This window comes from Reichenbachiella faecimaris (genome assembly GCF_900176375.1).
GTDB lineage: Bacteria > Bacteroidota > Bacteroidia > Cytophagales > Cyclobacteriaceae > Reichenbachiella > Reichenbachiella faecimaris.
Genome location: NZ_FWYF01000001.1, coordinates 512,046 through 534,163 on the forward strand (window position 1 = coordinate 512,046; position 22,118 = coordinate 534,163).

Genomic DNA, 22,118 nt, shown 5'->3' on the forward strand with positions numbered 1-22,118 from the left:
ATTAACGGTAGCTATTTCTAGCCTTCCATTGTTTCGAACTCTTATGGGTACTCACGGCAGCAGGATTTGTTTCACTCAAGGCCATAATTGCCATAATTGCTGCAATTTTTTCTTCATTCTCAGTACCTGTATCTAGAACCTCAGGTGTAAAATGATGATCAACAAACTTGGTATCAAAGTTTCCACTGACGAATACGTCGTGATTGATGGCATACTTGCAAAACGAAAGTGTTGTCTCTATGCCATTGATTTGAAATTCATCTATTGCTCTAGACATTCTGGCAATAGCCTCCTTTCTGGTAGCTCCTTTGGTGATCAACTTGCCGATCATTGGGTCATAATGAATTGGAATATCCATACCCTCTTCGTATCCGTCGTCCACTCTTACGCCCGGGCCCTGTGGTCTTTTATAGGTAATCAGTTTTCCAATATCTGGAAGAAAGTTGTTTTTAGGATTCTCTGCATACACACGAACCTCTAAGGCATGGCCATTTATTTTCAGGTCTTCTTGTGCAAAACTTAGCTTTTCTCCTCTTGCCACTTTGATTTGCTCCTTTACTAAATCAATTCCAGTGATTTCTTCAGTCACACAATGTTCTACCTGAAGTCTGGTGTTCATTTCTAAAAAGAAGAAATCATGATTTTCATCCACAATAAATTCAACTGTTCCTGCTCCTACGTAATTACAAGCTTTCGCTACGTTGATAGCTGTTTCTCCAATTGCCTTTCTTTTTTCCTCATTAAAGATAGAAGAAGGAGCTTCTTCTATCACTTTCTGATGTCGTCTTTGGATACTGCACTCTCTTTCAAAGAGATGAAGAATATTCCCATGTTCATCACCCAACACTTGCACTTCTATGTGCCTTGGCGAACCAATATATTTCTCAATAAATACAGAACCATCTCCAAATGCAGACTTAGCTTCACTGATTGCGCGAGTCATTCCCTCTTCCAGCCCTTCAGTATCTTCTACCACTCTCATTCCTTTTCCGCCTCCACCAGCACTGGCTTTGATCAAAACGGGATATCCAATTTCGCTGGCCACCTTTTTGGCCAAGGCCAAATCCTCTATGGCTTCATTGATCCCTGGCACCATAGGAATATTATAAGTGGCCACAGCTTTCTTTGCTGCCAGCTTGTCCCCCATTACTTCCATAGATTCTGCAGATGGGCCTATCAATATCACGTTGGCCTTTTTTAACCTTCTAGCAAATTCTGCATTCTCCGAAAGGAAACCATAACCTGGATGTACTGCGTCTACATTGAGGTCATGACACACTTTGATAATGTTATCAATCACCAGATAGGATTGAGCAGAAGCTGCCGGGCCTACACATACTGCTTCATCAGCCAACTTCACATGTGGAGCTAATCGATCAGCCTCGCTAAAAACAGCAACTGTGGATATTCCCATTTCCTTAGCAGAACGAATTACACGGATTGCAATCTCTCCTCGATTGGCTATTAATATTTTCTTAATATTCTTCATTTGGGATAAAGTATTGTTCGAATAATCAATCTAGTAGCGAATATAGATTAAAATATGGCAAAGAAATTGCTATCGGGAATATCAAATAATATTGCGTAAATGTTAACAGAAATGTTAACTTTGCACTCGTTTTAAAAACAGCATTGTTGCATTAAATCAAAGCAAATTAATGGATTTATTTGAAAAATTTAATGAGGATAGAGGCCCTCTAGGTCAGCACTCCGACATGGATAACACTAACTTCTATATGTTTCCAAAGTTGGAAGGACCAATCGCTCCTCGTATGCAGTTCAGAGGTAAAGAGGTCTTAACCTGGAGTTTAAATAACTACCTGGGTTTGGGCAATATGCCAGAGGTAAGAGAAGCGGATACTAAAGCTACTGAAGATTGGGGACTTGCCTATCCTATGGGTGCCAGAATGATGACTGGTAACACCAAATATCACGAACAGTTAGAAAATGAGCTAGGAGACTTTGTTTCGAAAGAGTCTTGTATGCTTCTTAATTATGGATACCAAGGCATCATGTCTATCATTGATGCGATCGTAAATAGAAAAGACGTAGTAGTTTACGATGCTGAGTGTCATGCATCTATCATTGATGGATTGAGACTTCACGTGGGCAAAAGATTCGTGTATCTCCACAATGATATGGAGAGCTTAGAAAAGCAGTTGGTCAGAGCTGAAAAGCTAGCCAAAGAAAATGGTGGTGGTGTATTGGTTATTACCGAAGGGGTATTTGGTATGTCTGGCAGCATGGGCAACCTTGCTGGTGTTATCGAGCTCAAAAAGAAATTTGAATTCAGACTATTAGTTGACGATGCTCACGGATTTGGCACAATGGGTAAAACTGGTGCAGGAACTGACGAACATCAAAATTGTCAAGCTGGTGTTGACCTTTACTTCTCTACATTCGCAAAATCAATGGCAAGCATTGGTGCATTCGTAGCTGGAAGCAAAAACGTAATCGAATTCTTAAAATACAACGTTCGATCTCAGATTTTCGCTAAATCACTTCCAATGCCGCTCGTAATAGGCGCTTTGAAGAGGTTGGAGCTTTTGAGAACCCGTCCTGAGATGAAAGATAAGCTTTGGACTATTGTAAATGCGATCCAGTCCGGCTTAAGAGACAAAGGATTTAATTTGGGTAAGACACAGTCACCTGTTACTCCTGTTCTCTTGAACGGTGGATGGAAAGAGGCTGCCAATATGATTACTGACCTTAGAAACAATTACAATATATTCTGTTCTATGATTGTGTATCCAGTTGTACCTAAGGGTGTTATCATGCTAAGAATCATACCTACAGCTGCGCATAGTTTGGACGATGTGAAGGAAACCATCACGGTATTTGAAGCCATCAAAGAAAAGCTAGATGCTGGTGTATACAGAGATGCAGAAATATCACAATTGGCATAACTTAAAAAAATATTAAAAAACATGGCCTACGCCATTGATTTATGGTTTTTTAGTATAAATTGCCAACTCTTGTTTAATATTCAATAACCTTAAATAGTAAAATAATATGAAAAGATTTAATGAAGTAAGAGACCTTATCGCTTCTTTAGAGGGAGATTTCGAAAAATTCTACGACAAAAAGAATCAGGCTGCTGGTACTAGAGTAAGAAAAGGAATGCAAGACCTTAAAAACCTTGCTCAAGAAATCAGAATCGAGGTTCAAGATATCAAGAACAAAGCTTAATCCGCTGAGTTAATAAAAAATAGAAGGGATGACTAAATCATCCCTTTTTTTGTGTTCAATATTTTATACTCTTCTGCGATTTGTGATCGCAAAGATTCACTGGCTTCTACTAATGGCAGTCTCAATTTACCATTACCAATTCCCATCTGTTGCAAAAGAGCTTTCACGCCTGTAGGATTACCTTCTGAAAATATCAATCTCAGCATCTCTTCCATATCGTTAGCCATTACTTTAGATCGAGAGTAATCACCCGCTAAAGCAGCATTTACTAAATCGGAAGTATGACCAGGCAGTGCATTGGCTATTACAGAAATCACACCATGTCCACCACACTTGATAAATGGCGTAATCAAGTCATCATCTCCTGAAGTTAGAATAAAGTCATCAGGCATCTTTCGGGCGATCTCTTCAGCCTGCACTACAGTATCTCCAGAAGCTTCTTTAATGCCAATAATATTCGGATGCTGTGAGAGAGCTATCACGGTCTTGGTCACCATGTTTACTGATGTTCTCTTTGGTACATTATACAGAATAATAGGCTTGGAAGCCGCCTCGGCAATTGCCTCATAATGCAATTGCAATCCACGCTGTGACGGTTTGTTGTAAAAAGGACAAACTACCAAGAAGGCATCTACGTCAATATCAAAATTCTTGAATTTATTAACCAAGGCCTGTGTATCATTACCACCTAGGCCATACACTATAGGAAGCTTTTTGTTATTCTTAGAAATTACAAATTTTAAGACTTCCAACTTCTCTTTTCCAGTTAATGTAGGCGACTCAGCTGTGGTACCCATCACTACCAGATAGTCCACGCCTCCCTCACTCACATGATTGACCAACTGTTCGAGTGCGTCATAATCCACACTCAGATCTTCCTTAAATGGCGTCACCAACGCCACCCCAGTCCCTCTAAATTTATCCATTTCTTACATTTGTTAAATAGTGATACACTTGCTCAAGATACGTCGTATACTTGTCATCATTTGGGTTAATCATCATTTCAAAGTATTGATCTTTTCCTTCCTCGTATCTGCCTACCCTGCATTTTGCTTTAGACTTGGCCAATATATTTTGGGTGTATTTGTTTTGGTTCCAATCCAAACTTACCAAGAAATCAAAAGGCTCATTTTTGAATTGAGTTACTGATTCTTTTGACCAATTGCCTTTTGCATTCAAATCCTTCTCATTAAAATAGGCATATCCTGGATCTGATATTTTTGCAGCCAGAGGTACGAAAGCCATCGTATTCACTTGTTTTTTGTCAGCCTCAAATTTTTTAATCAAGTCATCTAACATCACATCAGATCTTTTCTCATCTAAGCTATAAAGCAAGCCAATACGTTTTGCCTCCTTATAAGCATCAGAAATACGTATCGCATCATTCTTCTTTAGCGCTAAGGATGTTTTTATTTTTAATAATAACTTTCTTATCATGTTTGGGTATTAGTTGATCATCTGCTCAAAGTCAGACTCGGATATAATGTTGATGTTAAGCTTTTCAGCTTTTTCTAACTTGGATGGCCCCATTTTGTCGCCAGCCACAAGGTAATCTAGCTTACCAGATATTGAACTCACCACCTTCCCCCCGTGATCCTTAATTATGGATTTTAGTTCATCTCTACCATATTTTTCAAATACACCAGAGATTACAAAAGTCTTCCCTCCCAGCACATCACTGCTCGTTTGGAATTGACTTTCATCAACTTCAAAATGGAGACCTGAAGATTTTAGCTTCTGAATCAATGCTTGATTCTCTTCTTTACCAAAATACTGAATCAGGCTTTCTGCAATTCGATCGCCAATTTCTGGCACAGCAATCAATGACTCAAAATCTGCAGCCATCAATGCATCCATGCTTTTGAAATGAATGGCTAGTTTTTCAGCCACAGTTTTTCCAACAAATCGAATGCCCATACCAAAAAGTACTTGTTCAAATGGAACTTGTTTCGAGGCTTCTATTCCCTTGAGTAGATTCTTCACACTCAAGTCCTGAAACCCCTCCAGGTCTATCAAGTCCTCATACTTCAAATCGTACAAGTCTGATATATTATTAAGGAGTCCCTTCTCAAACAAGGTTTTAATGGTTTGCTCACCCATAGAATCAATATCCATGGCCTTGCGATGAATAAAGTGCTCTATTCTGCCCTTGATCTGTGGTGGGCAACCATCCACATTGGGGCAATAATGATTGGCTTCTCCTTCATATCGGACCAAGGCTGTATTACATTCTGGACAGTTTTCAATGTAATGCAAATCTTCAGAGTCTTTTGGCCTGAATGCCATATCTACCCCAGTGATTTTAGGAATGATCTCTCCTCCCTTTTCCACATGAACCTGATCCCCAATCCTCACACCTAGCCTTTGAATTTCATTTGCATTGTGAAGTGAGGCTCTCTTAACTGTAGTCCCAGCCAGCAGCACTGGTTCAAGTTCCGCGACTGGTGTTACAGAGCCTGTTCGTCCCACTTGGTAGGTCACACCATTCAAGCGGGTAGTGGCACTTTCTGCTTTGTATTTATATGCGATGGCCCAGCGTGGATTTTTGGCAGTGAATCCCAAATCACTTTGCTGTTTCAGGCTATTGACTTTGATCACAATGCCATCCGTTTCCACAGGCAATTCATGACGTTTTTCTTCCCAAAGTTCGATATACGCCAATACTTCGTCAATACCTTTGCATTTTTTATACGTAGGTGAAACATTAAAGCCCCATTTAGCCAGTGATTCAACCGCCTCGAAATGTGTAGGCACTGCATTTCGATCCGTCATCAAACTATATAAGTAGCAGTCCAGTTTTCTAGCAGCTACTACAGAAGAATCCTGCATTTTCAAAGTGCCTGAAGCTGTATTTCTTGGATTGGCCAAAGGCTCTTCTCCATCAGCAATTTTTTGCGTATTCAATGCTTCAAATACTATATTAGGCATAAAGACCTCTCCGCGTACTTCGAAGCTTTCTGGAACATCACTGGCTGTAAGCCTGAGAGGTACAGATCTAATAGTTTTGGCATTGGCGGTTACATCATCTCCCTTGGTTCCATCTCCCCTAGTGACCGCCCTGATCAACGCTCCATTCTCATAAGTCAAGCTCAATGCCACACCATCAAACTTCAACTCACAAACATATTCATAAGCCTCTCCTTCAAGCCCTTTATTCACGCGCGTATCGAAGTCTTTCAAGTCTTCTGATGAATAGGTATTCCCCAGTGAGAGCATTGGATATTTATGTGTAACAGTCTCAAAATTTTTAGTAATGGTTCCTCCTACTCTTTGGGATGGAGAGTCTGATTTTCTTAGCTGGGGAAAATCGGTTTCAAGCTGTATGAGTTGGCTCAGTAGCTGATCAAACTCATAATCCGAAATCTCAGACACACTCTCCTGATAGTATTTCTGGTTATGATAATTGATCTGTTCGCTTAGCGCTGCTATTTCTTTTTTTGCCTCTTCTACCGACATGTATTTTCACTATTCTAATACGACAAATCTATAAAGACTTTGGCTTTTCAAATCGAGTTCTGTTGAATTATAAACGGATATTTTAAAATATTAACTCAATCAATAATAATTGTTATAAACTAGATTGAGCAGGGTACTTCAAATAGAATTCTTGCGATTGAAAGTTTTTAATTTGAAATTAATATTCCCTATTTAAAAATTGGAATTTGGAATTTAAGATTTGAGCGCGCGTTATACGCTATTATGTCTAAATTTGCGAATTCAAAAAAATCAAATCGCTTTGTCGAATATACTAGCAATAACAGGCCGCCCAAACGTAGGTAAATCCACCCTTTTCAATCGACTCGTAGAGAGAAAAAAAGCCATCATGGACGATGAAAGTGGTGTGACTCGCGACCGTCACTATGGTTTTGGTCAGTGGAACGGAAAGTACTTTACGGTAATTGATACTGGCGGGTACGTGACAGGATCTGATGACATATTTGAAGAAGCCATTAGAGATCAGGTGAAAATGGCTTTGGATGAGGCCAGTGTGATTCTATTCATGGTGGATTGCCACGATGGTATGACAGACATGGACAAGGATTTTGCAAATATCTTAAGGGAACTGAAGAAGCCAGTATTTGTGGTAGCCAACAAAGCAGACAACCCTGACTTGACTTTGATGTCAGCTGAATTTTATGGTCTAGGTTTAGAAAGCGACATTCATGTGATTGCTTCTACAAGTGGCTCTGGTACAGGTGATTTGTTGGATGCGGTAGTCGAACATTTTGAAGACAGTGACCTGGAGAATCCGGAAGAAGGTGTACCAAGAATTTCTATTTTAGGAAGACCCAACGCTGGGAAATCTTCTTTCTTGAATGCTTTACTTGGCAAAGACAGATCCATAGTTACAGATATTGCGGGTACCACGCGCGATGCCATCAACACCAGATACAAACTTTTTGGCAAAGACTTTATTCTTACAGATACAGCTGGGATTAGAAAAAAGGCCAAGGTCAAAGAAGACATTGAATTTTATTCAGTCCTAAGAGCTATTCAATCCCTCCAGGACAGTGACGTTTGTGTAGTGCTTATTGATGCAGAAAGAGGCTTTGAATCGCAGGACATGAACATCATCACGCTTGCTGATAAATACAAAAAAGGCATCATGATCATGGTCAACAAATGGGACCTGATCGAAGACAAGGACAGTAAAACGGCTGATAAATTTAGAAAAGAGATACAGGAAAAATTAGGCAACCCGCTCTCCTATATTCCAATCATTTTCACCTCAGTGATTGAAAAACAAAGGATTTTCCAGGCGATTGAATTAGCCATTGAAGTAAATACCAATAGAACTAGAAGAATCACCACTTCTGAGCTGAATGATGCCATGCTCGCTGAAATCGAGCACTATCCACCACCAGCACTCAAAGGCAAGCATATCAAAATCAAATACGTCACTCAGCTGCCTACCAGAACGCCATCGTTTGCTTTCTTCTGTAATCTGCCACAGTATATCAAGGAACCTTACGAGCGGTTTTTGACCAATAAATTGCGTTCACATTTCGATTTTCGTGGCGTTCCAATCAAAATCTACTTTAGACAGAAATAAGATTGTCAGAAGCCAAGCATCGTCGATTGTTTGAAAACCACTTGCCTGAAAAGGCAGTGGACTACTGCTACTCGCTATGGAGTGAATTGGGGTTTAATTTTCGAATCACACGTAAAAGACAATCAAAATACGGCGACTATCGCTACGATCCAGCTACAGAATCACATACAATCTCTGTCAATCACGATTTGAATCCCTATGCTTTCTTAGTGACTTATATCCATGAAGTCGCACACTTGTTCACCTTTGAGAAACACAAGCGAAGTGTTTCCCCTCATGGAGAAGAGTGGAAGCTACAATTCAAAAAACTCATGCTGCCTATGCTTAGAGAAGATATTTTCCCCATGGATGTACTTGGCCCATTGGCTAGACACATGAAAAACCCTAAAGCCACAAGCACCTCTGACAAGGCGCTATTTGTTGCTTTGCGCAATCATGATGAGAACAAAAGTGGATTATTATTGAAAGAAGTAGAAGCAGGAAGCAAATTTCTCTTCAACAAAAAAGTTTACCGCAAACTAGAAGTGAGACGCACCCGAAGCCTCTGCGAACTCACCAGCAATCAGAAGAAGTATTTGATTTCTGAAACAGCTCCTGTGCAGGTTTTTAAGAATTAACAAATTGGCTGGCGTATCTTTGATACGTGATTCATTTTAGCTGGCATTTAAAATGCCAAATGAAGATAACAGTCACAAATGACTTGCGACCTAGTGAGACGAGGGCGATTGAAGTTTTTTAGAATTGATATATTTAGTGAACAAATAACTTATTAACACATGAAAACCAACCTGATTTGTGCTCTTCTTTTTATAGCATTAGGCTGTTCTGAAAACAAGAACTTCGAGAATATACCCTGTTCTCCAAGTGATCGATCTGAGAATGACAATCTAAAACAAATATTTAAACCTTGTCGGAAATATATCTATCAAGCTAAATATTGGGATGAAAATTATAATCTAATTTCTGACGAAAACATCTCAATGATGGCCACTGGAATAGATTGGGAACATCAACCTGAAAGTCAAGACCAAATTGTTATTCAGTACGGTTTTAATAAAGATCTAATTGACAAAATTGATAAGTACAATATAAATAGCCAATTGAAGCAATCCTGGAAACACAAAACAACTACCGGTATCATTGAAAATGGCAATACCACTTGGATGCATCCATTTCGTCAAAATCAGTACATTTTCACGGAAATCGCACCATTTCCTTCAGTCAATTTTCCATTAGAAACAGGAAAGACATGGGAATCAAATCTAAACATCTATGAGGGCTGGGGAGATTGGTCGGATACTGAGATAAAAAACCAATATGAAGTTATAGGTAAAGACTCTGTACAACTTTCCATTGGCTCATTAGAGGCATGGCATGTAAGCAGTATAGGATACGCTCAGTTTGGAAATTCTTATCATGATTTTTGGTATAATAACAATTATGGGTTCGTGAAAATGATTATAAAAAATTACAAGAATCAACTTTTAAAGTTCGAACTTATAGAAGTAATCGAATAAATCATACCACCCCACAAAGCGCATACAGCACCCTTGCCCCTACATTGGCATTCCATTCCTTATCATTGTCCTGTGGAGCCACTTCACAAAGATCAAAGCCAATGATTTTTCTACCTGAGGCCTTGACTTGATTGATCAAATAAACTGCCTGCTCAAACGCTAAGCCTCCAGGCACAGGTGTACCAGTCCCAGGACATAAGGAAGGCTGAAGACCATCAATGTCGAAACTGACATATACCTTGTCTGGCAACTGAGCCACCATCTCTTTGCACAAGGTTTGCCAAGTACTGCCTTCAAATTGTTGCCATTTCAATTCTTGATCGAAATAAACAACTACCCTTTGATCTTTTTTGACGACAGCCATTTCCTCCTCACAAAAATCTCGAATCCCTACTTGTACCAGTTTGGAGACTGAAGGCACTTTCAACGCGTTGTACATGATAGAGGCATGGGAATTTTCAAATCCCTCATAAGCCTCTCGTAAGTCCATGTGAGCATCTATCTGCAGAATGCCAAAGTCTTCATGCTTTTCTCCTAGCGCTTCCAAATAACCCAAAGGACAACTATGATCTCCACCTACAAGGCCTACGACCTTTCCCTTATTGATATAAGCTGAAGTTTGATTTCTTATTTGTTCCTTCAATGCGAATGTACCGGCATTGACTAAAGTGATAATTTCTTTCGCTTTTGGATGTGCTTTACCTGATTCCAATAAATCTATATACGGCTCCACAAGAAGTCTTAACTCTTGACTCTTGGTTCTAATTTCAGTATCAATAGGAGCCATCCAAATCCCCTGTTTCCAAGGTGCCTCTTGGCCTACTACTTCTAAGTCTAATTGAGCAGAGGCATTTAGAATGGCTTGAGGTCCGTTGCCCGTACCTGCAGCATAAGAAACTGTAGCATCCCACGGTACTGGGAGAAGCACAATAGAAGCGTCATTTTCCCCAAAAGGCAATCCGAAAATCGACCCTTTGACACCTACTGCACTTGGATCATAGTTAGCTGAGCTAGACATAGTGAATCAGGTCTGGGCAGGACGAACCGGTTTGTGATATTTCACCAAGTCCATAGTCTTGTCTGAAATCTCAGCCCAAGACCCTTTGAATTTCAAATGAACCAAACCTGCAGGAGACACATTGCCTATCACCGCGCCACTTACATACTCTGCCAAATAGGTAATGGCGGGATTATGTGCCACGATCACCACTTTATTATTTTTATCTTCGAGCTCATTGATTACCCGAAGCAGTATCCTTGTAGACGACTCATAAAGATCCTCCAGATAGTCCACATTCACAGGGTCATAGCCCAATTGCTCAGCTACCAGTGCGGTGGTAGTTCTTGTACGAATCGCGGTACTCGACAGAATCAAATCAGGTGTTCCCAGCAATTCAGCCATGGTTTTACCCAACTTTGATGCGTCTATCTCACCATCTGACGTGAGTGGTCTTTCTATATCCTTGATATCGAAATTTGTGGAGTCTGCTTCAGCGTGCCTGACCAGAAAAAGTTCTTTGTTCATGTGGTGTAATCAATCTTACAATTGGGCAATTTATTTAGAAATCTAAATTTCGTATTTGCTAAAATCAATTTTTTTTAATCATCTTTGACGCTTTTAGGAATTAATTTTGAATTCTATGTCGAAGAATCTGGTAATAGTAGAGTCGCCCGCCAAGGCGAAAACGATTGAGGGGTATTTAGGAAAAGACTATAAAGTAGCATCGAGCTACGGTCACGTCAGAGACTTACAAAAAGGCAACAACGCCATCGACATTGAAAACGGTTTTAAACCCACCTATGAAGTCTCCAAAGACAAAAAAGATGTCATACGAGACTTAAAGAAATTAGCCAAGAACGCTGAAACGATCTACCTCGCGAGTGATGATGACCGCGAAGGGGAAGCCATTTCTTGGCATTTGCAAGAGGCATTGAAATTGGATGAATCCAAAACGAAAAGGATCGTATTCCATGAAATCACTAAAAACGCGATCAGCAATGCCATCAATAATCCGAGAGCATTAAATGTAGATCTTGTCAATGCCCAACAAGCGCGAAGAGTGCTTGACAGATTGGTAGGATTTGAGCTCTCCCCTATTCTTTGGAAAAAAATTAAAACAGGCTTGTCTGCTGGAAGAGTTCAGTCGGTAGCTGTACGATTGGTAGTGGATAGAGAAAGAGAAATTGACGCTCATACAGCAGAATCTACTTTCAAAGTAACTGCTGAGTTTTCACTAGAAAAAGGAAAAACACTCAATGCAGAACTGCCTTCTAAATTCAAGACCAAGCAAGAGGCTGAAGCGTTTATTAAGGACTGTGTAAGTGCATCATACGACATCAAGAATCTCGAAAAGAAGCCTGGTAAAAAATCGCCTGCACCACCATTCACTACTTCTACACTACAACAAGAAGCAAGTAGAAAAATTGGTTTCTCAGTTTCTAGAACCATGAGCGTAGCACAAAAGCTATATGAGGCAGGTAAGATCTCCTATATGAGAACGGATTCATTGAACCTATCAGATGAGGCAATTGCTGGCGCAAAAAAAGAAATTTCCTCTAGCTATGGTGATAATTTCGTAAAGACGAGAAAATTCAAGACTAAAAACGCATCAGCACAAGAAGCACACGAAGCCATTCGTCCGACCAATTTTTCGGAAAGGTATGCTGGAGGAGATGATAGCGAGAAAAGACTCTATGAGTTGATTTGGAAAAGAGCCATTGCCTCACAAATGGCAGAAGCTGAAATAGAAAAAACAGTGGCAACGATCAATATATCTACTCGCGACGAAAATTTAACTGCTTCAGGCGAAGTGGTGAAATTCGAGGGTTTTTTGAAAGTATATACAGAATCTACTGACGATGAGAGCGAAGAGGAAGAAAACAAAGGTATGTTGCCTCCATTGAATATAGGACAAGTATTAGACCTCAATCAACTAAAAGCTCGTGAAGGATTTAGTCGTCATGCTGCCAGATATACAGAAGCCAGCCTAGTAAAGAAATTGGAAGAAATGGGCATTGGCCGACCATCTACTTATGCTCCCACCATCTCTACAATCCAAAAGCGTGAATACGTAGTCAAAGAAGCACGAGACGGCTATGAGAGAAATTACACGGAGATTATTCTCAAGGATGGTCAAGTCAAAACGGAAGTGAAAACCGAAATAACTGGAGCTGAAAAGAACAAACTCTTCCCTACCAATATCGCGATGATTGTGAATGATTTTTTGGTAGACTATTTCCCTGATGTTATTGACTTTTCATTTACAGCCAATGTAGAAAAGGAGTTTGATGAAATCGCCCATGGTCAAAAAACCTGGAATGGCATGATTGAGTCCTTCTATGGTGGATTTCACAAGACAGTAGAAGAAACAGAGCAAGTAGAAAGGTCTGAGATTGGGAAGGTAAGAGAATTGGGTGACGACCCCGCAACAGGCAAGCCAATAATCGCTCGTATGGGACGATTTGGGGCCATGGTGCAAATGGGCGAAACCAACGAGGATGAAGAAGCCGAAAAACCCAAATACGCCAGCCTTAGAAAAGGGCAATTCCTTGAGAGTTTGACTTTAGAGGATGCACTCGAACTATTCAAATTGCCTCGTGAAGTTGGGGACTTTGAAGGTCAGACGATTACGATAGCGATCGGAAGATTTGGCCCTTATGTCAAACACGATGATAAATTCATCTCTTTAGGCAAAGACGAAGATCCAATGACATTAAGCCTAGATCGTGCGATTGAGTTGATAAAAGCAAAGCAAGAAGCAGATGCTCCTGTTGCATTTTATGATGAGTTGCCAGTTCAGAAAGGTGTCGGCAGATTTGGTCCTTTTATTAAATGGAATGGCATGTTCATTAATGTGAACAAAAGATATGACTTTGATAACCTTTCCGAAGCTGACATCACTGAACTCATAAAGGAAAAAATTCAAAAAGAAATTGACAAAGTAATCCACAACTGGGAAGAAGAAGGTATTGTAGTAGAAAAAGCCCGCTGGGGAAGATCTGTTATCAAAAAAGGGAAGGTGAAAATCGAGCTGCCCAAAACAGTGGATGCGACTGTATTAAGTTTAGATGAAGTACAAGCGATAATCGAGAAAAACGCCCCTGCCAAAAAGAAGAAAGCCCCAGCCAAAAAGGTAAAGAAGAAAAAATAAAAATTTTGCTAGACCAATAAATCAATATCCCTGACCAGGATTCTCCTTCTGTCGAAGTTGATGATATTTTTTTCCTTGAGTTGATTCAAAGTGGTCGTTACTGTTTGTCTGGAAGTGCCTGTGAGATTGGCAATGTCCTTGTGTGTGAAATTGTTTTGAATTAAAGTTTCAAAACCCACTTTCTGTCCACTTTCCACTGCCAATTCTCTTAAGAACTCCACAATTCTAGTTCGTGAATCTTTGGAGGTGATAGATTCAATGCGTTTATCAAGTTTCTCAATTTTTTTGCCCATGAGACCCAGAACCCTTAAAAACAGTGACTGATCAGATTTGGCTGCATCTAGCAGCTCCCTGACTACCAGCACACGGATAATGGTATCATTAGAAAGTACTCGAGCATACTCAGATCTTTTTTCTTCTTCTACCAGAGCCATCTCTCCAAATATACTCCCTTCACCTAGAATAGATTTGACGACTTCGTGTCCTGAGTCATCTTCCTTGGCCAACTTCACACTTCCTTTTTCAATAAAATAAATCAGATCGGAAGGTTCGTTTATTTTGAAAACGTAATCATCTTTCTGATAAGTAATTTGACTTGAGGAAAGTATCTTTTCACCATATTCCAGAAGTATATCTGATCCATTATTCTTCATATCCTTGAGGTGTTATTATTTTGACCAACTAATTACCTAAACACCCAAGCGATCAATTACCACTATTGAAAGCTGATGGAGAAATGTCTTTAATTTCTATCAATCCTTGGGTTTATCTACATCACATTTATATTTGCCGCATATCTTATACGATGACCTATTTATACTTAAAGTCACTTCATATCATTTTTGTTGTCACGTGGTTTGCTGGGCTATTCTACATGGTAAGGCTATTTATTTATACCACAGAAGCCTCTGTCAAGGGTGAACCTGAAAGGTCTATTTTGCTCAAGCAATTACTGTTGATGCAAAGTCGACTTTGGTATATTATTTCATGGCCGTCAGCCGTCACAACATGGATTTTGGGTACCTGGTTAGCTCTAGAAAGTGGCTTTTGGACGATGCCATGGTTTCATTTGAAACTTCTATTTGTGATTGGTCTTTTTCTGTACCACATTATTTGCCATAAGCTTTTCGTACAGATGAAAAACGGAATTTTTAAGTACTCTTCCACAAAACTTCGCATTTGGAATGAAGTGGCTACACTTTTCTTGTTTGCTATCGTATTTATTGTGGTATTAAAAAACACCTTGAGCTGGATTTGGGGAATAATCGGAATTATTCTTATTGGCATTCTACTCATGTTAGGTATTAAGCTTTATAAAAAATTTAGAAATGATTAAAAACATAGCACCTACCCTTCTTTTCCTATTCATTACGCTATTGATTACTTCTTGCGATCAGCCTTATGGCAAAAACGAATTACCAATTATGGGCAGGAAGAAAATCGTAGAAAGGGAAGTGGACGGAAAAGTAGTAATGGACACGTTGGATCATAGGATAGCTGACTTTGCCTTCTACGATCAGGACAGTTCATTAATCACCAATGAAACTTTTAAAAATCAGATTTACATTTCAGATTTTTTCTTTACTTCTTGTCCTACGATTTGCCCAAAAATGAAAAAACAAATGCTGAGGGTCTACACCAAATTTGAGGAAAATTCTAATGTTTCATTACTCTCACATACCATTGATCCCAGGCATGATAATGTGGAAGTGCTCCATGATTACGCGGAAGCCCTGGGTGTTAAAAGTTCTAAATGGCACTTCGTGACAGGTGACGAAGATACGATCTACAAACTGGGTGAGAAAAGTTATATGGTGACTGCTGGTGAAGAAGTGGATGCTCCTGGCGGTTACATCCATAGTGGTGCTTTTTTGCTCATAGATGATCAAAGACGCATTCGAGGCGTTTACGATGGTACCATGGAAGAACAGGTAGACATATTACTTTCAGATGTCGATTTATTGCTCAAAGAACTGGCCGGTAAGAAATGAGCATTTTTAATCATTCCATTCCACTGGTCATACTTTGCCTAATTATTTTCAGCTGTAGATCTGACAACAGATACTCTGGAAGTGAAGCCATAAAGTTCGATCAGTATATGTTTCAGGGAGAACAGTTATATGCTGCACGCTGTCTCAATTGTCATCAGAATGATGGCACTGGATTGGGCAAATTGATTCCTCCCTTGACCACTGATTTCATCACTAAACAAAAGGATTTGGCGATTTGCGGAATCAAACACGGCCTTGAAGGCCCAATGGAAATCAATGGCACTGCTTATGATGGTATCATGCCAAACAACCCTAGACTGACTCCACTCGAAATAGCTGAAATAATGACCTACATCAGCAACTCTTGGGACAACGATTATGGCATGGTCAATATAAATGAAGTGAAAACTGCACTTGAAAAATGCTTGGATTAATTATTCTCAAGCAAATACTTTTCAGCCTCATTTTTTGAGTTGATCATATCATCTCGTACTTTTTGAATACTTTCTCTTTGCTCTTTGAGGTACTGAATCACTTCACCATGGGGTGTCCCTTCTTTTACCTGCTCAAACTTCCGCATCCACTCCATCATACCTTCATTGGCATCTTTCAGCTTTTTTGAAAGGGATCTCATTTCATTGATTTCTTCCGAGCTATCCGTCAAAGAATCTAAAGCAAGTGAATCAGCCTTTTGAGAAAGCTCAGAAGCCAGTGCTCTGAGATTACCCATTTTAGGCATGACCTCATCGTGCACCAACATGACTTCATCAAACAAAGCTTGTTGCTCTTTCTTTTCAGAATTACACGCCACTACCGTCAATGCAATGAGTCCAGAGATTAGTACGTTATTTATTCTATTAATCATAGTTTCTTTATTTGAATAATTACAAATGTAAAAATTTCATAATCCTAAAAAACATAAACACATATAATCGCTCAAATTTTGATAAGGCCTCTATTATCAGTATCTTGAATAAGAATTAAAAATTACTAGCTATGGTTTCTATTCTATTATTTTTTTCAATTAGCATTTTGGGTGTATGCTATTACAGATACAAAACAATCCTAAAAAAAGAACATCACAACTGAACTAACCAAGTTTGCCCCTATTCTCAATCGCCTTTAGAATTCGATCTATTTGCTTCACGTGATGATTGTAATGATCTTCTAAAAATGTGATGGCCTGAAGCAGTGAAAATCTTCCAGCAAATGGATGCTTAAAAATCAACTTATCTAGAGACTCCTCAGGAAAAGTCTCAATCAAATCTTTAATCTCACTTCTATTCTTTTCAAACTGCGATTTCAATTTTTCAAAGGAATACTCATTAGACGGCTCTGGCAGTTGCTTGGGCATTTTGAACCTTACTGGCGAGTCTAGCAGCCATTTCAAAAGCTTTGAGCGAACTTTGGAAGCGAAATCTCTCTTGCCCACAGTATCTAGTCCCAGCATTTTCTTTTTAATGTATCTGACCGTACCAAATTCCGAATTTGACAAATGTGATAAAACCTGATTAATAGACCATTTTTTATTTGCTTCAGGAATTACGAATAACTCAGCATCCATCAAATCAAGTCTTTCCTCAAGATTTCTTCGCTTATCTTCCAAAGAATCAAAGGCCATTAGTATTTCATTTCTCAAAGCCATGTTGTTTTATTTAATCATCATTCAGTGTCATTTGAAAAATCTAGTGCAAGACTCAATTTTCAAACCCGTAATATTTGCATTTTTCGAATACCATGCGCAATCAGATGCTCTTTATTTAATAAGGAATATTGAATTTTTTATATTTTTTTAGTTAATATAGCGGTGAAAATCTATCAGGATTTGTATTAATATTGCCATGGAAAATTAAAGACCACCACTTTAATCAGGACATTTTTAATACAGCAACATGAACATTTTAGATATTTTAGCCCTGTTTATCTGCTTAGCGGGCATCTTTATCTACGTCAACACATACTACCTCAAGCTTCCTTCATCTGTAGGTCTAATGATTTTGGCCTTAGGTCTCTCGTTTGCGTTGTTAGTTATCGAGCAAATCATTCCTGAATTCAAATTAGGTACGGAAAGAATATTGAAGGATTACGATTACCACGAAGTCCTTTACCAACTCGTTCTAAGCTTCATGCTATTCGCAGGAGCACTGCAAATAGATTTTAAAAAATTGGCTGAAGAACGTACTCCAGTGCTGATTCTAGCACTTTTAGGTGTACTGATATCCACATTCATTATTGGTGGATTTGTATATTACTTACTGATTTGGATAGGGATCCCTCTCGACTTTATGTATTGTTTGGTTTTTGGAGCATTGATTTCCCCTACTGATCCAATCGCAGTTACTTCTACCATAAAAAAATATAGTTTATCCAAAAATCTTGAAACCAGAATTGCAGGCGAATCACTATTCAATGATGGGATGGCCGTTGTAATAGCTTTGACGCTTTTGGATCTAGCACATGCTGGAGAAGACCACTTCTTGGGATTCGTAGATATTGTTTGGGTGTTTGGCACAGACATCGTTGGAGGAATTGTCATAGGCTTATTTTTAGGTTATTTAGGCTATCGCTTACTGAAATACATAGACAATGATGAAGTAGAAGTAGAAGTGCTAATGACTTTGGCCTTGGTCATGGCAGGAACACAATTGGCTGAATTCGCCCACGTATCTGCAAAACAGGCAGTTGTTGTCATGGGACTAGTTATTGGCAACGAAGGTAAAAGTGGTCATGTAACCAGTGCTGCTGGTGATTATGTATTCAAATTCTGGCACCTGATCGAAGAAACTTTGAATGCCATGCTCTTTGTTTTGATTGGGCTAGAAATGCTAATTATTCCTTGGAGACTAGACTACTTTGCAGCAGGATTCTTTGCTTTTAACATTGTACTTTTCGCCAGATATGTAAGTGTGAGTGTACCAATTGCTGCGATGAGTACCTATAGGAGCTTTGAGAAAAACACCATTCATGTGTTGGCTTGGGGAGGGCTTAGAGGTGGTATCCCTATAGCGTTATCTTTATCTCTGCCTGAATTTGAAGGAAAAGAAGTGATCATCACCATGACTTATACTGTGGTGGTTTGCTCTGTACTTTATCAAGGGCTTACCATTCCAAAGCTGATGAGGATCACCTTCCCACGAAAATAATTTTATCTAATGGCCTTAGTCCAAATTGGACGATGCGCATGATTTAGTACATTTTTAGATACATGGCTCGCCAATAGGTGAAGCAGTCCATGCCGATCATGCGTTCCTATTGCAATCATTCCCGCATCAATACTTGACGCATAGTCCAAAATAGCTTCAGCCAAATCTGAAGAGTTTTTGGCTACTGTCGTACAGTTTTCAAGTTTGACTTTGGATATGAATGCCTTCATCCGTTCCTGTACTTCGCCCGCAGTAGTCCATTCAGAGTTAAAAACTTTAATCATGTGGATTTTGGCTCCATAGTAAGATTGAAGCTCTTTCAAATCATCAATGATTTGTATTTGGTCATCCATTAAATCCGTTGCAAAAACTATATCACTGACTTTCTCAATAGAACATTCTTCCTTCACTACAATAACTGGACATTTTGCATATCTCACCGTTTTATCTGCTACAGAACCAACTAGGATTTCCTGTAGACCTGTCGCCCCACTCGAGCCCATAACAATGAGACTTGAATTATGACTAGCTATGTTTTCTGCAATGGAAGAATACGCATTACCAATTTCAATCTTATAGCTCATGTTCAAATCACTATTCTTTGGATCATTGACTATCGCCTCCAAACGCTCCTTGGTTTTGTCTAGCAATAATTTCACATATAAGTTATCCATTGGATCATAATGAGTTTCGCCAGAGATCTTCATGGTCTCAATATTTGGATCTTCCACGATATGCAGCAAAAGGACGTCTGAATCCGTATTTACGGCCAGAGAATGTGCAGCATTCAATGCATTCATAGATTCTTTAGAGAAATCAATAGGGACTAATATTCGTTTCATAGCACTAAGTTTAGAAAATAAAAAATCTTAAGGTTCAAGCTAAATTTACTGAATCCCAGTCGGAACTTTCATTATTATTATATAATTCATTTTTGTAAGCAGATCAATCATCATATTATTGCCAACGTTAAATACAGATCACTAATGAGTCAATACAAATCACTAGTCTTATTCATATTAATTACTGCGCTAGGTGCATGCGAGTCAACCAATAAAAAACAAAATAAACCAAGTCCGAGAGTGAAGAGTGTAGCCAAAATCGAATCTCCACGTAATGGAGTTCGGAAGACTATTGGTGATACTTTATCCTTCAAAATCACTTCAAGTAATACGGAGATCAAGATTGATTCTGTTCTGGTATCTAACAATGGCAAATCAGTTTTGAATGACCAACTGATCTGGGATACAAGTAAAGAAATGCCTGGAAAACAAGATTTAACAGTCTCTGTCTATTTGAGCAATGGAACTGTAGAAAAAAAGAGACATTCAGTCACGCTACTTTCAGACATTGAGCCAATAAGGTACACTTATCGAATAACCAATACTTTTGTACATGACCCTGATGCTTTTACTGAAGGGTTGTTTATGTATAACAATGAATTATATGAAAGTACAGGTGAAAAAGGTCAATCCACTTTACGACGGGTAGATTTAAAAACTGGGAAAATTCAGAAATCAGTTAACTTATCCTCTCAATATTTTGGCGAAGGCATCGCATTGATGAATGACAATATCTACATGCTGTCTTACAAGGAACGAACAGGCTTTGTATTTAACAAAAATAGTTTTGAACAGATCAGACAATTCTCATACCCTACAGAAGGCTGGGGAATGACATCTAACGACAATGCACTCATCATGAGTGATGGCACTTTTATCATACGCTTCATGGAACCTGAAAATTTTTCAGAAATCAAACAAATCAAAGTGTATGACCAAAATGGACCCATAGACTACCTAAACGAATTAGAATACGTAAATGGAAACCTATTCGCCGTACGATGGCAAACAGAGCAAATATACATCATTGACCCAGACAGTGGTAAAGTCAAAGGTATATTGGATCTGGAGGGAATATTCGACTATTCAAATTATGATCGAAGAATTGATGTACTCAATGGCATTGCCTACAACAAGAACATAGATAGATATTATGTCACTGGAAAGTGGTGGCCTAAATTATTTGAAATCCAGCTAGTAGCTGCAAACAACATATAACATGAATTTAGAAGAAACAACAGCCAAAGTACAAGATTTGGCATCAAAAAAAAGCGGAGCCATAGGTTCCAAAATTAAATTCCAGTTTGATGAAGGCGTCATTTATCTGGATGACACCACATCGCCCACTCTTGTCTCAAATGCAGACGACCCTGCAGATTGCACAGTTCGTATGAGTTTGTCGAATTTCAACAAATTGATGTCTGGCGATATGAATGCCATGGGTGCCTTTATGATGGGCAAAATCAAAGTGGATGGTGATATGTCCATTGCGATGAAACTGTCTAATTTATTTTAGTCCTTGCAACAAACTAATCTAACCTATTAGTTCTTCTCAAGGTGAATAGTAGTGTCTCACATTCTGGTACGTTTACTTTATAATAAAAAAATATGAGCACAGAAGAATTGGAAGAACTAAAATACCCTATTGGCAAATTTGAATTCCCTAAATCATTTTCAAAAAAAGATATTGAAAATGGCATTCATACCATTTGCCATTTTCCACAGGTTCTAAGAGAAACTGTACAATATCTCTCTGATGATCAATTGAACACACCTTACCGACCAGATGGCTGGACTGTTCGCCAACTAGTACATCATCTGGCAGACAGTCACACCAACAGCTATGTCCGCTTCAAGTGGACACTGACAGAGCCAGAACCCGTCATTAAAGCCTATGATGAAAAAGCATGGGCAGCCCTGGAGGATGCCAAACATGATGCTATTGAACCCTCCCTTCTGCTACTGACAGCACTTCATTTGAAATGGACAAGTTTGCTCAACAACCTATCCAATGAGGATATGGAAAAGGCATTCATTCATCCCCAAAATGGGAGGAAAGTAAAGCTGTATGAGAATATTGAGTTATATGCCTGGCATTGCAATCATCATTTGGCTCACATTATGAACTTGACAGAAAGAATGAATTGGGACAATTGATAAATGCCACGTGCAATCTTTTTAACTTAATATTATTAAATTCTTTTTCATGTTAACTAACATTTGTTAGTTTTG

General features: G+C 39.0%; 23 protein-coding genes. 13 read left to right on the forward strand and 10 right to left on the reverse strand.

Annotation, left to right across the window (positions count from 1 at the left end; all coding sequences use genetic code 11):
- Position 1: 1 nt before the first annotated feature.
- Positions 2 to 1,489, reverse strand: a complete 1,488-nt coding sequence (locus B9A58_RS02130) for an acetyl-CoA carboxylase biotin carboxylase subunit (RefSeq protein WP_084370775.1) — start codon at positions 1,487 to 1,489, stop codon at positions 2 to 4.
- A 169-nt stretch (positions 1,490 to 1,658) separates the two neighbouring features.
- Between B9A58_RS02130 and B9A58_RS02135 the strand changes: the two genes are divergently transcribed.
- Entirely contained in the window at positions 1,659 to 2,906 is a 1,248-nt protein-coding gene (locus B9A58_RS02135; RefSeq protein WP_084370776.1) for an aminotransferase class I/II-fold pyridoxal phosphate-dependent enzyme, read from the forward strand.
- Between the two features lie 106 nt (positions 2,907 to 3,012).
- Positions 3,013 to 3,189 carry a histone H1 gene (locus B9A58_RS02140; protein ID WP_084370777.1) on the forward strand — a complete coding sequence of 59 codons (177 nt, stop codon included), beginning with the start codon at positions 3,013 to 3,015 and terminating at the stop codon, positions 3,187 to 3,189.
- 32 nt (positions 3,190 to 3,221) lie between these two features.
- Here B9A58_RS02140 and dapA read toward each other — a convergent pair whose 3' ends face one another.
- From dapA to ligA, 3 genes are read right to left on the reverse strand one after another with little or no spacing between them, the layout of a single operon-like run.
- Positions 3,222 to 4,115, reverse strand: coding sequence for a 4-hydroxy-tetrahydrodipicolinate synthase (gene dapA, locus B9A58_RS02145; protein ID WP_084370778.1), 894 nt, complete (start codon positions 4,113 to 4,115; stop codon positions 3,222 to 3,224).
- Complete coding sequence (locus B9A58_RS02150; RefSeq protein ID WP_084370779.1) at positions 4,108 to 4,626, reverse strand: DUF6913 domain-containing protein; 519 nt, start codon at positions 4,624 to 4,626, stop codon at positions 4,108 to 4,110. Before B9A58_RS02150 ends, dapA begins: the two co-directional genes overlap by 8 nt.
- A 9-nt stretch (positions 4,627 to 4,635) precedes the next feature.
- Positions 4,636 to 6,645 (reverse strand): NAD-dependent DNA ligase LigA, encoded by a 2,010-nt coding sequence (ligA, locus tag B9A58_RS02155; RefSeq protein ID WP_084370780.1) that lies wholly within the window; start codon positions 6,643 to 6,645, stop codon positions 4,636 to 4,638.
- 280 nt (positions 6,646 to 6,925) lie between these two features.
- Here ligA and der point away from each other — a divergent pair, with 280 nt between their 5' ends.
- The 3 genes from der to B9A58_RS02170 all read left to right on the forward strand — a co-directional run bounded on the left by der (position 6,926) and on the right by B9A58_RS02170 (position 9,759).
- The gene (gene der, locus B9A58_RS02160) at positions 6,926 to 8,242 is read left to right on the forward strand and encodes a ribosome biogenesis GTPase Der (RefSeq protein ID WP_084371942.1); all 1,317 of its coding nucleotides are present in this window, start codon (positions 6,926 to 6,928) and stop codon (positions 8,240 to 8,242) included.
- A 2-nt stretch (positions 8,243 to 8,244) separates the two neighbouring features.
- Positions 8,245 to 8,859 carry a SprT-like domain-containing protein gene (locus tag B9A58_RS02165; protein ID WP_245826968.1) on the forward strand — a complete coding sequence of 205 codons (615 nt, stop codon included), beginning with the start codon at positions 8,245 to 8,247 and terminating at the stop codon, positions 8,857 to 8,859.
- 159 nt (positions 8,860 to 9,018) lie between these two features.
- Positions 9,019 to 9,759 carry a hypothetical protein gene (locus B9A58_RS02170; RefSeq protein WP_084370782.1) on the forward strand — a complete coding sequence of 247 codons (741 nt, stop codon included), beginning with the start codon at positions 9,019 to 9,021 and terminating at the stop codon, positions 9,757 to 9,759.
- Between the two features lies 1 nt (position 9,760).
- Here the strand turns inward: B9A58_RS02170 and B9A58_RS02175 are convergent, their stop codons facing one another.
- Together B9A58_RS02175 and B9A58_RS02180 are read right to left on the reverse strand one after the other, a co-directional pair.
- Entirely contained in the window at positions 9,761 to 10,777 is a 1,017-nt protein-coding gene (locus B9A58_RS02175) for an agmatinase family protein (RefSeq protein WP_084370783.1), read from the reverse strand.
- 6 nt (positions 10,778 to 10,783) lie between these two features.
- A complete protein-coding gene (locus tag B9A58_RS02180) occupies positions 10,784 to 11,284 on the reverse strand; it encodes a SixA phosphatase family protein (protein ID WP_084370784.1) in 501 nt (166 codons plus the stop codon).
- A gap of 115 nt (positions 11,285 to 11,399) precedes the next feature.
- On the opposite strand from B9A58_RS02180, the gene topA reads away from it, so the two are divergent.
- Entirely contained in the window at positions 11,400 to 13,910 is a 2,511-nt protein-coding gene (gene topA / locus B9A58_RS02185; RefSeq protein ID WP_084370785.1) for a type I DNA topoisomerase, read from the forward strand.
- A gap of 8 nt (positions 13,911 to 13,918) precedes the next feature.
- Here topA and B9A58_RS02190 read toward each other — a convergent pair whose 3' ends face one another.
- Positions 13,919 to 14,563 carry a Crp/Fnr family transcriptional regulator gene (locus B9A58_RS02190; RefSeq protein ID WP_084370786.1) on the reverse strand — a complete coding sequence of 215 codons (645 nt, stop codon included), beginning with the start codon at positions 14,561 to 14,563 and terminating at the stop codon, positions 13,919 to 13,921.
- Positions 14,564 to 14,715: 152 nt separating this feature from the next.
- Here B9A58_RS02190 and B9A58_RS02195 point away from each other — a divergent pair, with 152 nt between their 5' ends.
- The 3 genes from B9A58_RS02195 to B9A58_RS02205 are packed head-to-tail and all read left to right on the forward strand — an operon-like array spanning position 14,716 to position 16,335.
- Entirely contained in the window at positions 14,716 to 15,246 is a 531-nt protein-coding gene (locus B9A58_RS02195; RefSeq protein ID WP_084370787.1) for a CopD family protein, read from the forward strand.
- Positions 15,239 to 15,901 (forward strand): SCO family protein, encoded by a 663-nt coding sequence (locus B9A58_RS02200; RefSeq protein WP_084370788.1) that lies wholly within the window; start codon positions 15,239 to 15,241, stop codon positions 15,899 to 15,901. The genes B9A58_RS02195 and B9A58_RS02200 overlap by 8 nt, the downstream gene beginning before the upstream one ends.
- Complete coding sequence (locus B9A58_RS02205; RefSeq protein WP_084370789.1) at positions 15,898 to 16,335, forward strand: c-type cytochrome; 438 nt, start codon at positions 15,898 to 15,900, stop codon at positions 16,333 to 16,335. Before B9A58_RS02200 ends, B9A58_RS02205 begins: the two co-directional genes overlap by 4 nt.
- On the opposite strand, the gene B9A58_RS02210 is transcribed toward B9A58_RS02205, so the two are convergent.
- Together B9A58_RS02210 and B9A58_RS02215 are read right to left on the reverse strand one after the other, a co-directional pair.
- Complete coding sequence (locus B9A58_RS02210) at positions 16,332 to 16,766, reverse strand: hypothetical protein (RefSeq protein WP_084370790.1); 435 nt, start codon at positions 16,764 to 16,766, stop codon at positions 16,332 to 16,334. The genes B9A58_RS02205 and B9A58_RS02210 overlap by 4 nt on opposite strands.
- Before the next feature lie 225 nt (positions 16,767 to 16,991).
- The gene (locus B9A58_RS02215; protein ID WP_084370791.1) at positions 16,992 to 17,546 is read right to left on the reverse strand and encodes a DinB family protein; all 555 of its coding nucleotides are present in this window, start codon (positions 17,544 to 17,546) and stop codon (positions 16,992 to 16,994) included.
- Positions 17,547 to 17,793: 247 nt separating this feature from the next.
- Here B9A58_RS02215 and B9A58_RS02220 point away from each other — a divergent pair, with 247 nt between their 5' ends.
- Positions 17,794 to 19,044, forward strand: a complete 1,251-nt coding sequence (locus B9A58_RS02220; RefSeq protein ID WP_084370792.1) for a cation:proton antiporter — start codon at positions 17,794 to 17,796, stop codon at positions 19,042 to 19,044.
- 2 nt (positions 19,045 to 19,046) lie between these two features.
- On the opposite strand, the gene B9A58_RS02225 is transcribed toward B9A58_RS02220, so the two are convergent.
- Positions 19,047 to 19,886, reverse strand: coding sequence for a universal stress protein (locus tag B9A58_RS02225; RefSeq protein ID WP_084370793.1), 840 nt, complete (start codon positions 19,884 to 19,886; stop codon positions 19,047 to 19,049).
- Positions 19,887 to 20,030: 144 nt separating this feature from the next.
- Between B9A58_RS02225 and B9A58_RS02230 the strand changes: the two genes are divergently transcribed.
- From B9A58_RS02230 to B9A58_RS02240, 3 genes are all read left to right on the forward strand, one after another.
- The gene (locus tag B9A58_RS02230) at positions 20,031 to 21,104 is read left to right on the forward strand and encodes a glutaminyl-peptide cyclotransferase (RefSeq protein WP_084370794.1); all 1,074 of its coding nucleotides are present in this window, start codon (positions 20,031 to 20,033) and stop codon (positions 21,102 to 21,104) included.
- 1 nt (position 21,105) lies between these two features.
- A complete protein-coding gene (locus B9A58_RS02235; protein WP_084370795.1) occupies positions 21,106 to 21,402 on the forward strand; it encodes an SCP2 sterol-binding domain-containing protein in 297 nt (98 codons plus the stop codon).
- A 92-nt stretch (positions 21,403 to 21,494) separates the two neighbouring features.
- A complete protein-coding gene (locus B9A58_RS02240) occupies positions 21,495 to 22,043 on the forward strand; it encodes a YfiT family bacillithiol transferase (protein ID WP_084370796.1) in 549 nt (182 codons plus the stop codon).
- Positions 22,044 to 22,118: the final 75 nt, after the last annotated feature.

Coding starts and splice junctions, on each gene's coding strand:
- B9A58_RS02130 (WP_084370775.1), bottom strand. CDS start 1,489: ATGAAGAATATTAAGAAAATATTAATAGCCAATCGAGGAGAGATTGCA.
- B9A58_RS02135 (WP_084370776.1), top strand. CDS start 1,659: ATGGATTTATTTGAAAAATTTAATGAGGATAGAGGCCCTCTAGGTCAG.
- B9A58_RS02140 (WP_084370777.1), top strand. CDS start 3,013: ATGAAAAGATTTAATGAAGTAAGAGACCTTATCGCTTCTTTAGAGGGA.
- dapA (WP_084370778.1), bottom strand. CDS start 4,115: ATGGATAAATTTAGAGGGACTGGGGTGGCGTTGGTGACGCCATTTAAG.
- B9A58_RS02150 (WP_084370779.1), bottom strand. CDS start 4,626: ATGATAAGAAAGTTATTATTAAAAATAAAAACATCCTTAGCGCTAAAG.
- ligA (WP_084370780.1), bottom strand. CDS start 6,645: ATGTCGGTAGAAGAGGCAAAAAAAGAAATAGCAGCGCTAAGCGAACAG.
- B9A58_RS02170 (WP_084370782.1), top strand. CDS start 9,019: ATGAAAACCAACCTGATTTGTGCTCTTCTTTTTATAGCATTAGGCTGT.
- B9A58_RS02175 (WP_084370783.1), bottom strand. CDS start 10,777: ATGTCTAGCTCAGCTAACTATGATCCAAGTGCAGTAGGTGTCAAAGGG.
- B9A58_RS02180 (WP_084370784.1), bottom strand. CDS start 11,284: ATGAACAAAGAACTTTTTCTGGTCAGGCACGCTGAAGCAGACTCCACA.
- topA (WP_084370785.1), top strand. CDS start 11,400: ATGTCGAAGAATCTGGTAATAGTAGAGTCGCCCGCCAAGGCGAAAACG.
- B9A58_RS02190 (WP_084370786.1), bottom strand. CDS start 14,563: ATGAAGAATAATGGATCAGATATACTTCTGGAATATGGTGAAAAGATA.
- B9A58_RS02195 (WP_084370787.1), top strand. CDS start 14,716: ATGACCTATTTATACTTAAAGTCACTTCATATCATTTTTGTTGTCACG.
- B9A58_RS02200 (WP_084370788.1), top strand. CDS start 15,239: ATGATTAAAAACATAGCACCTACCCTTCTTTTCCTATTCATTACGCTA.
- B9A58_RS02205 (WP_084370789.1), top strand. CDS start 15,898: ATGAGCATTTTTAATCATTCCATTCCACTGGTCATACTTTGCCTAATT.
- B9A58_RS02210 (WP_084370790.1), bottom strand. CDS start 16,766: ATGATTAATAGAATAAATAACGTACTAATCTCTGGACTCATTGCATTG.
- B9A58_RS02215 (WP_084370791.1), bottom strand. CDS start 17,546: ATGGCTTTGAGAAATGAAATACTAATGGCCTTTGATTCTTTGGAAGAT.
- B9A58_RS02220 (WP_084370792.1), top strand. CDS start 17,794: ATGAACATTTTAGATATTTTAGCCCTGTTTATCTGCTTAGCGGGCATC.
- B9A58_RS02225 (WP_084370793.1), bottom strand. CDS start 19,886: ATGAAACGAATATTAGTCCCTATTGATTTCTCTAAAGAATCTATGAAT.
- B9A58_RS02230 (WP_084370794.1), top strand. CDS start 20,031: ATGAGTCAATACAAATCACTAGTCTTATTCATATTAATTACTGCGCTA.
- B9A58_RS02235 (WP_084370795.1), top strand. CDS start 21,106: ATGAATTTAGAAGAAACAACAGCCAAAGTACAAGATTTGGCATCAAAA.
- B9A58_RS02240 (WP_084370796.1), top strand. CDS start 21,495: ATGAGCACAGAAGAATTGGAAGAACTAAAATACCCTATTGGCAAATTT.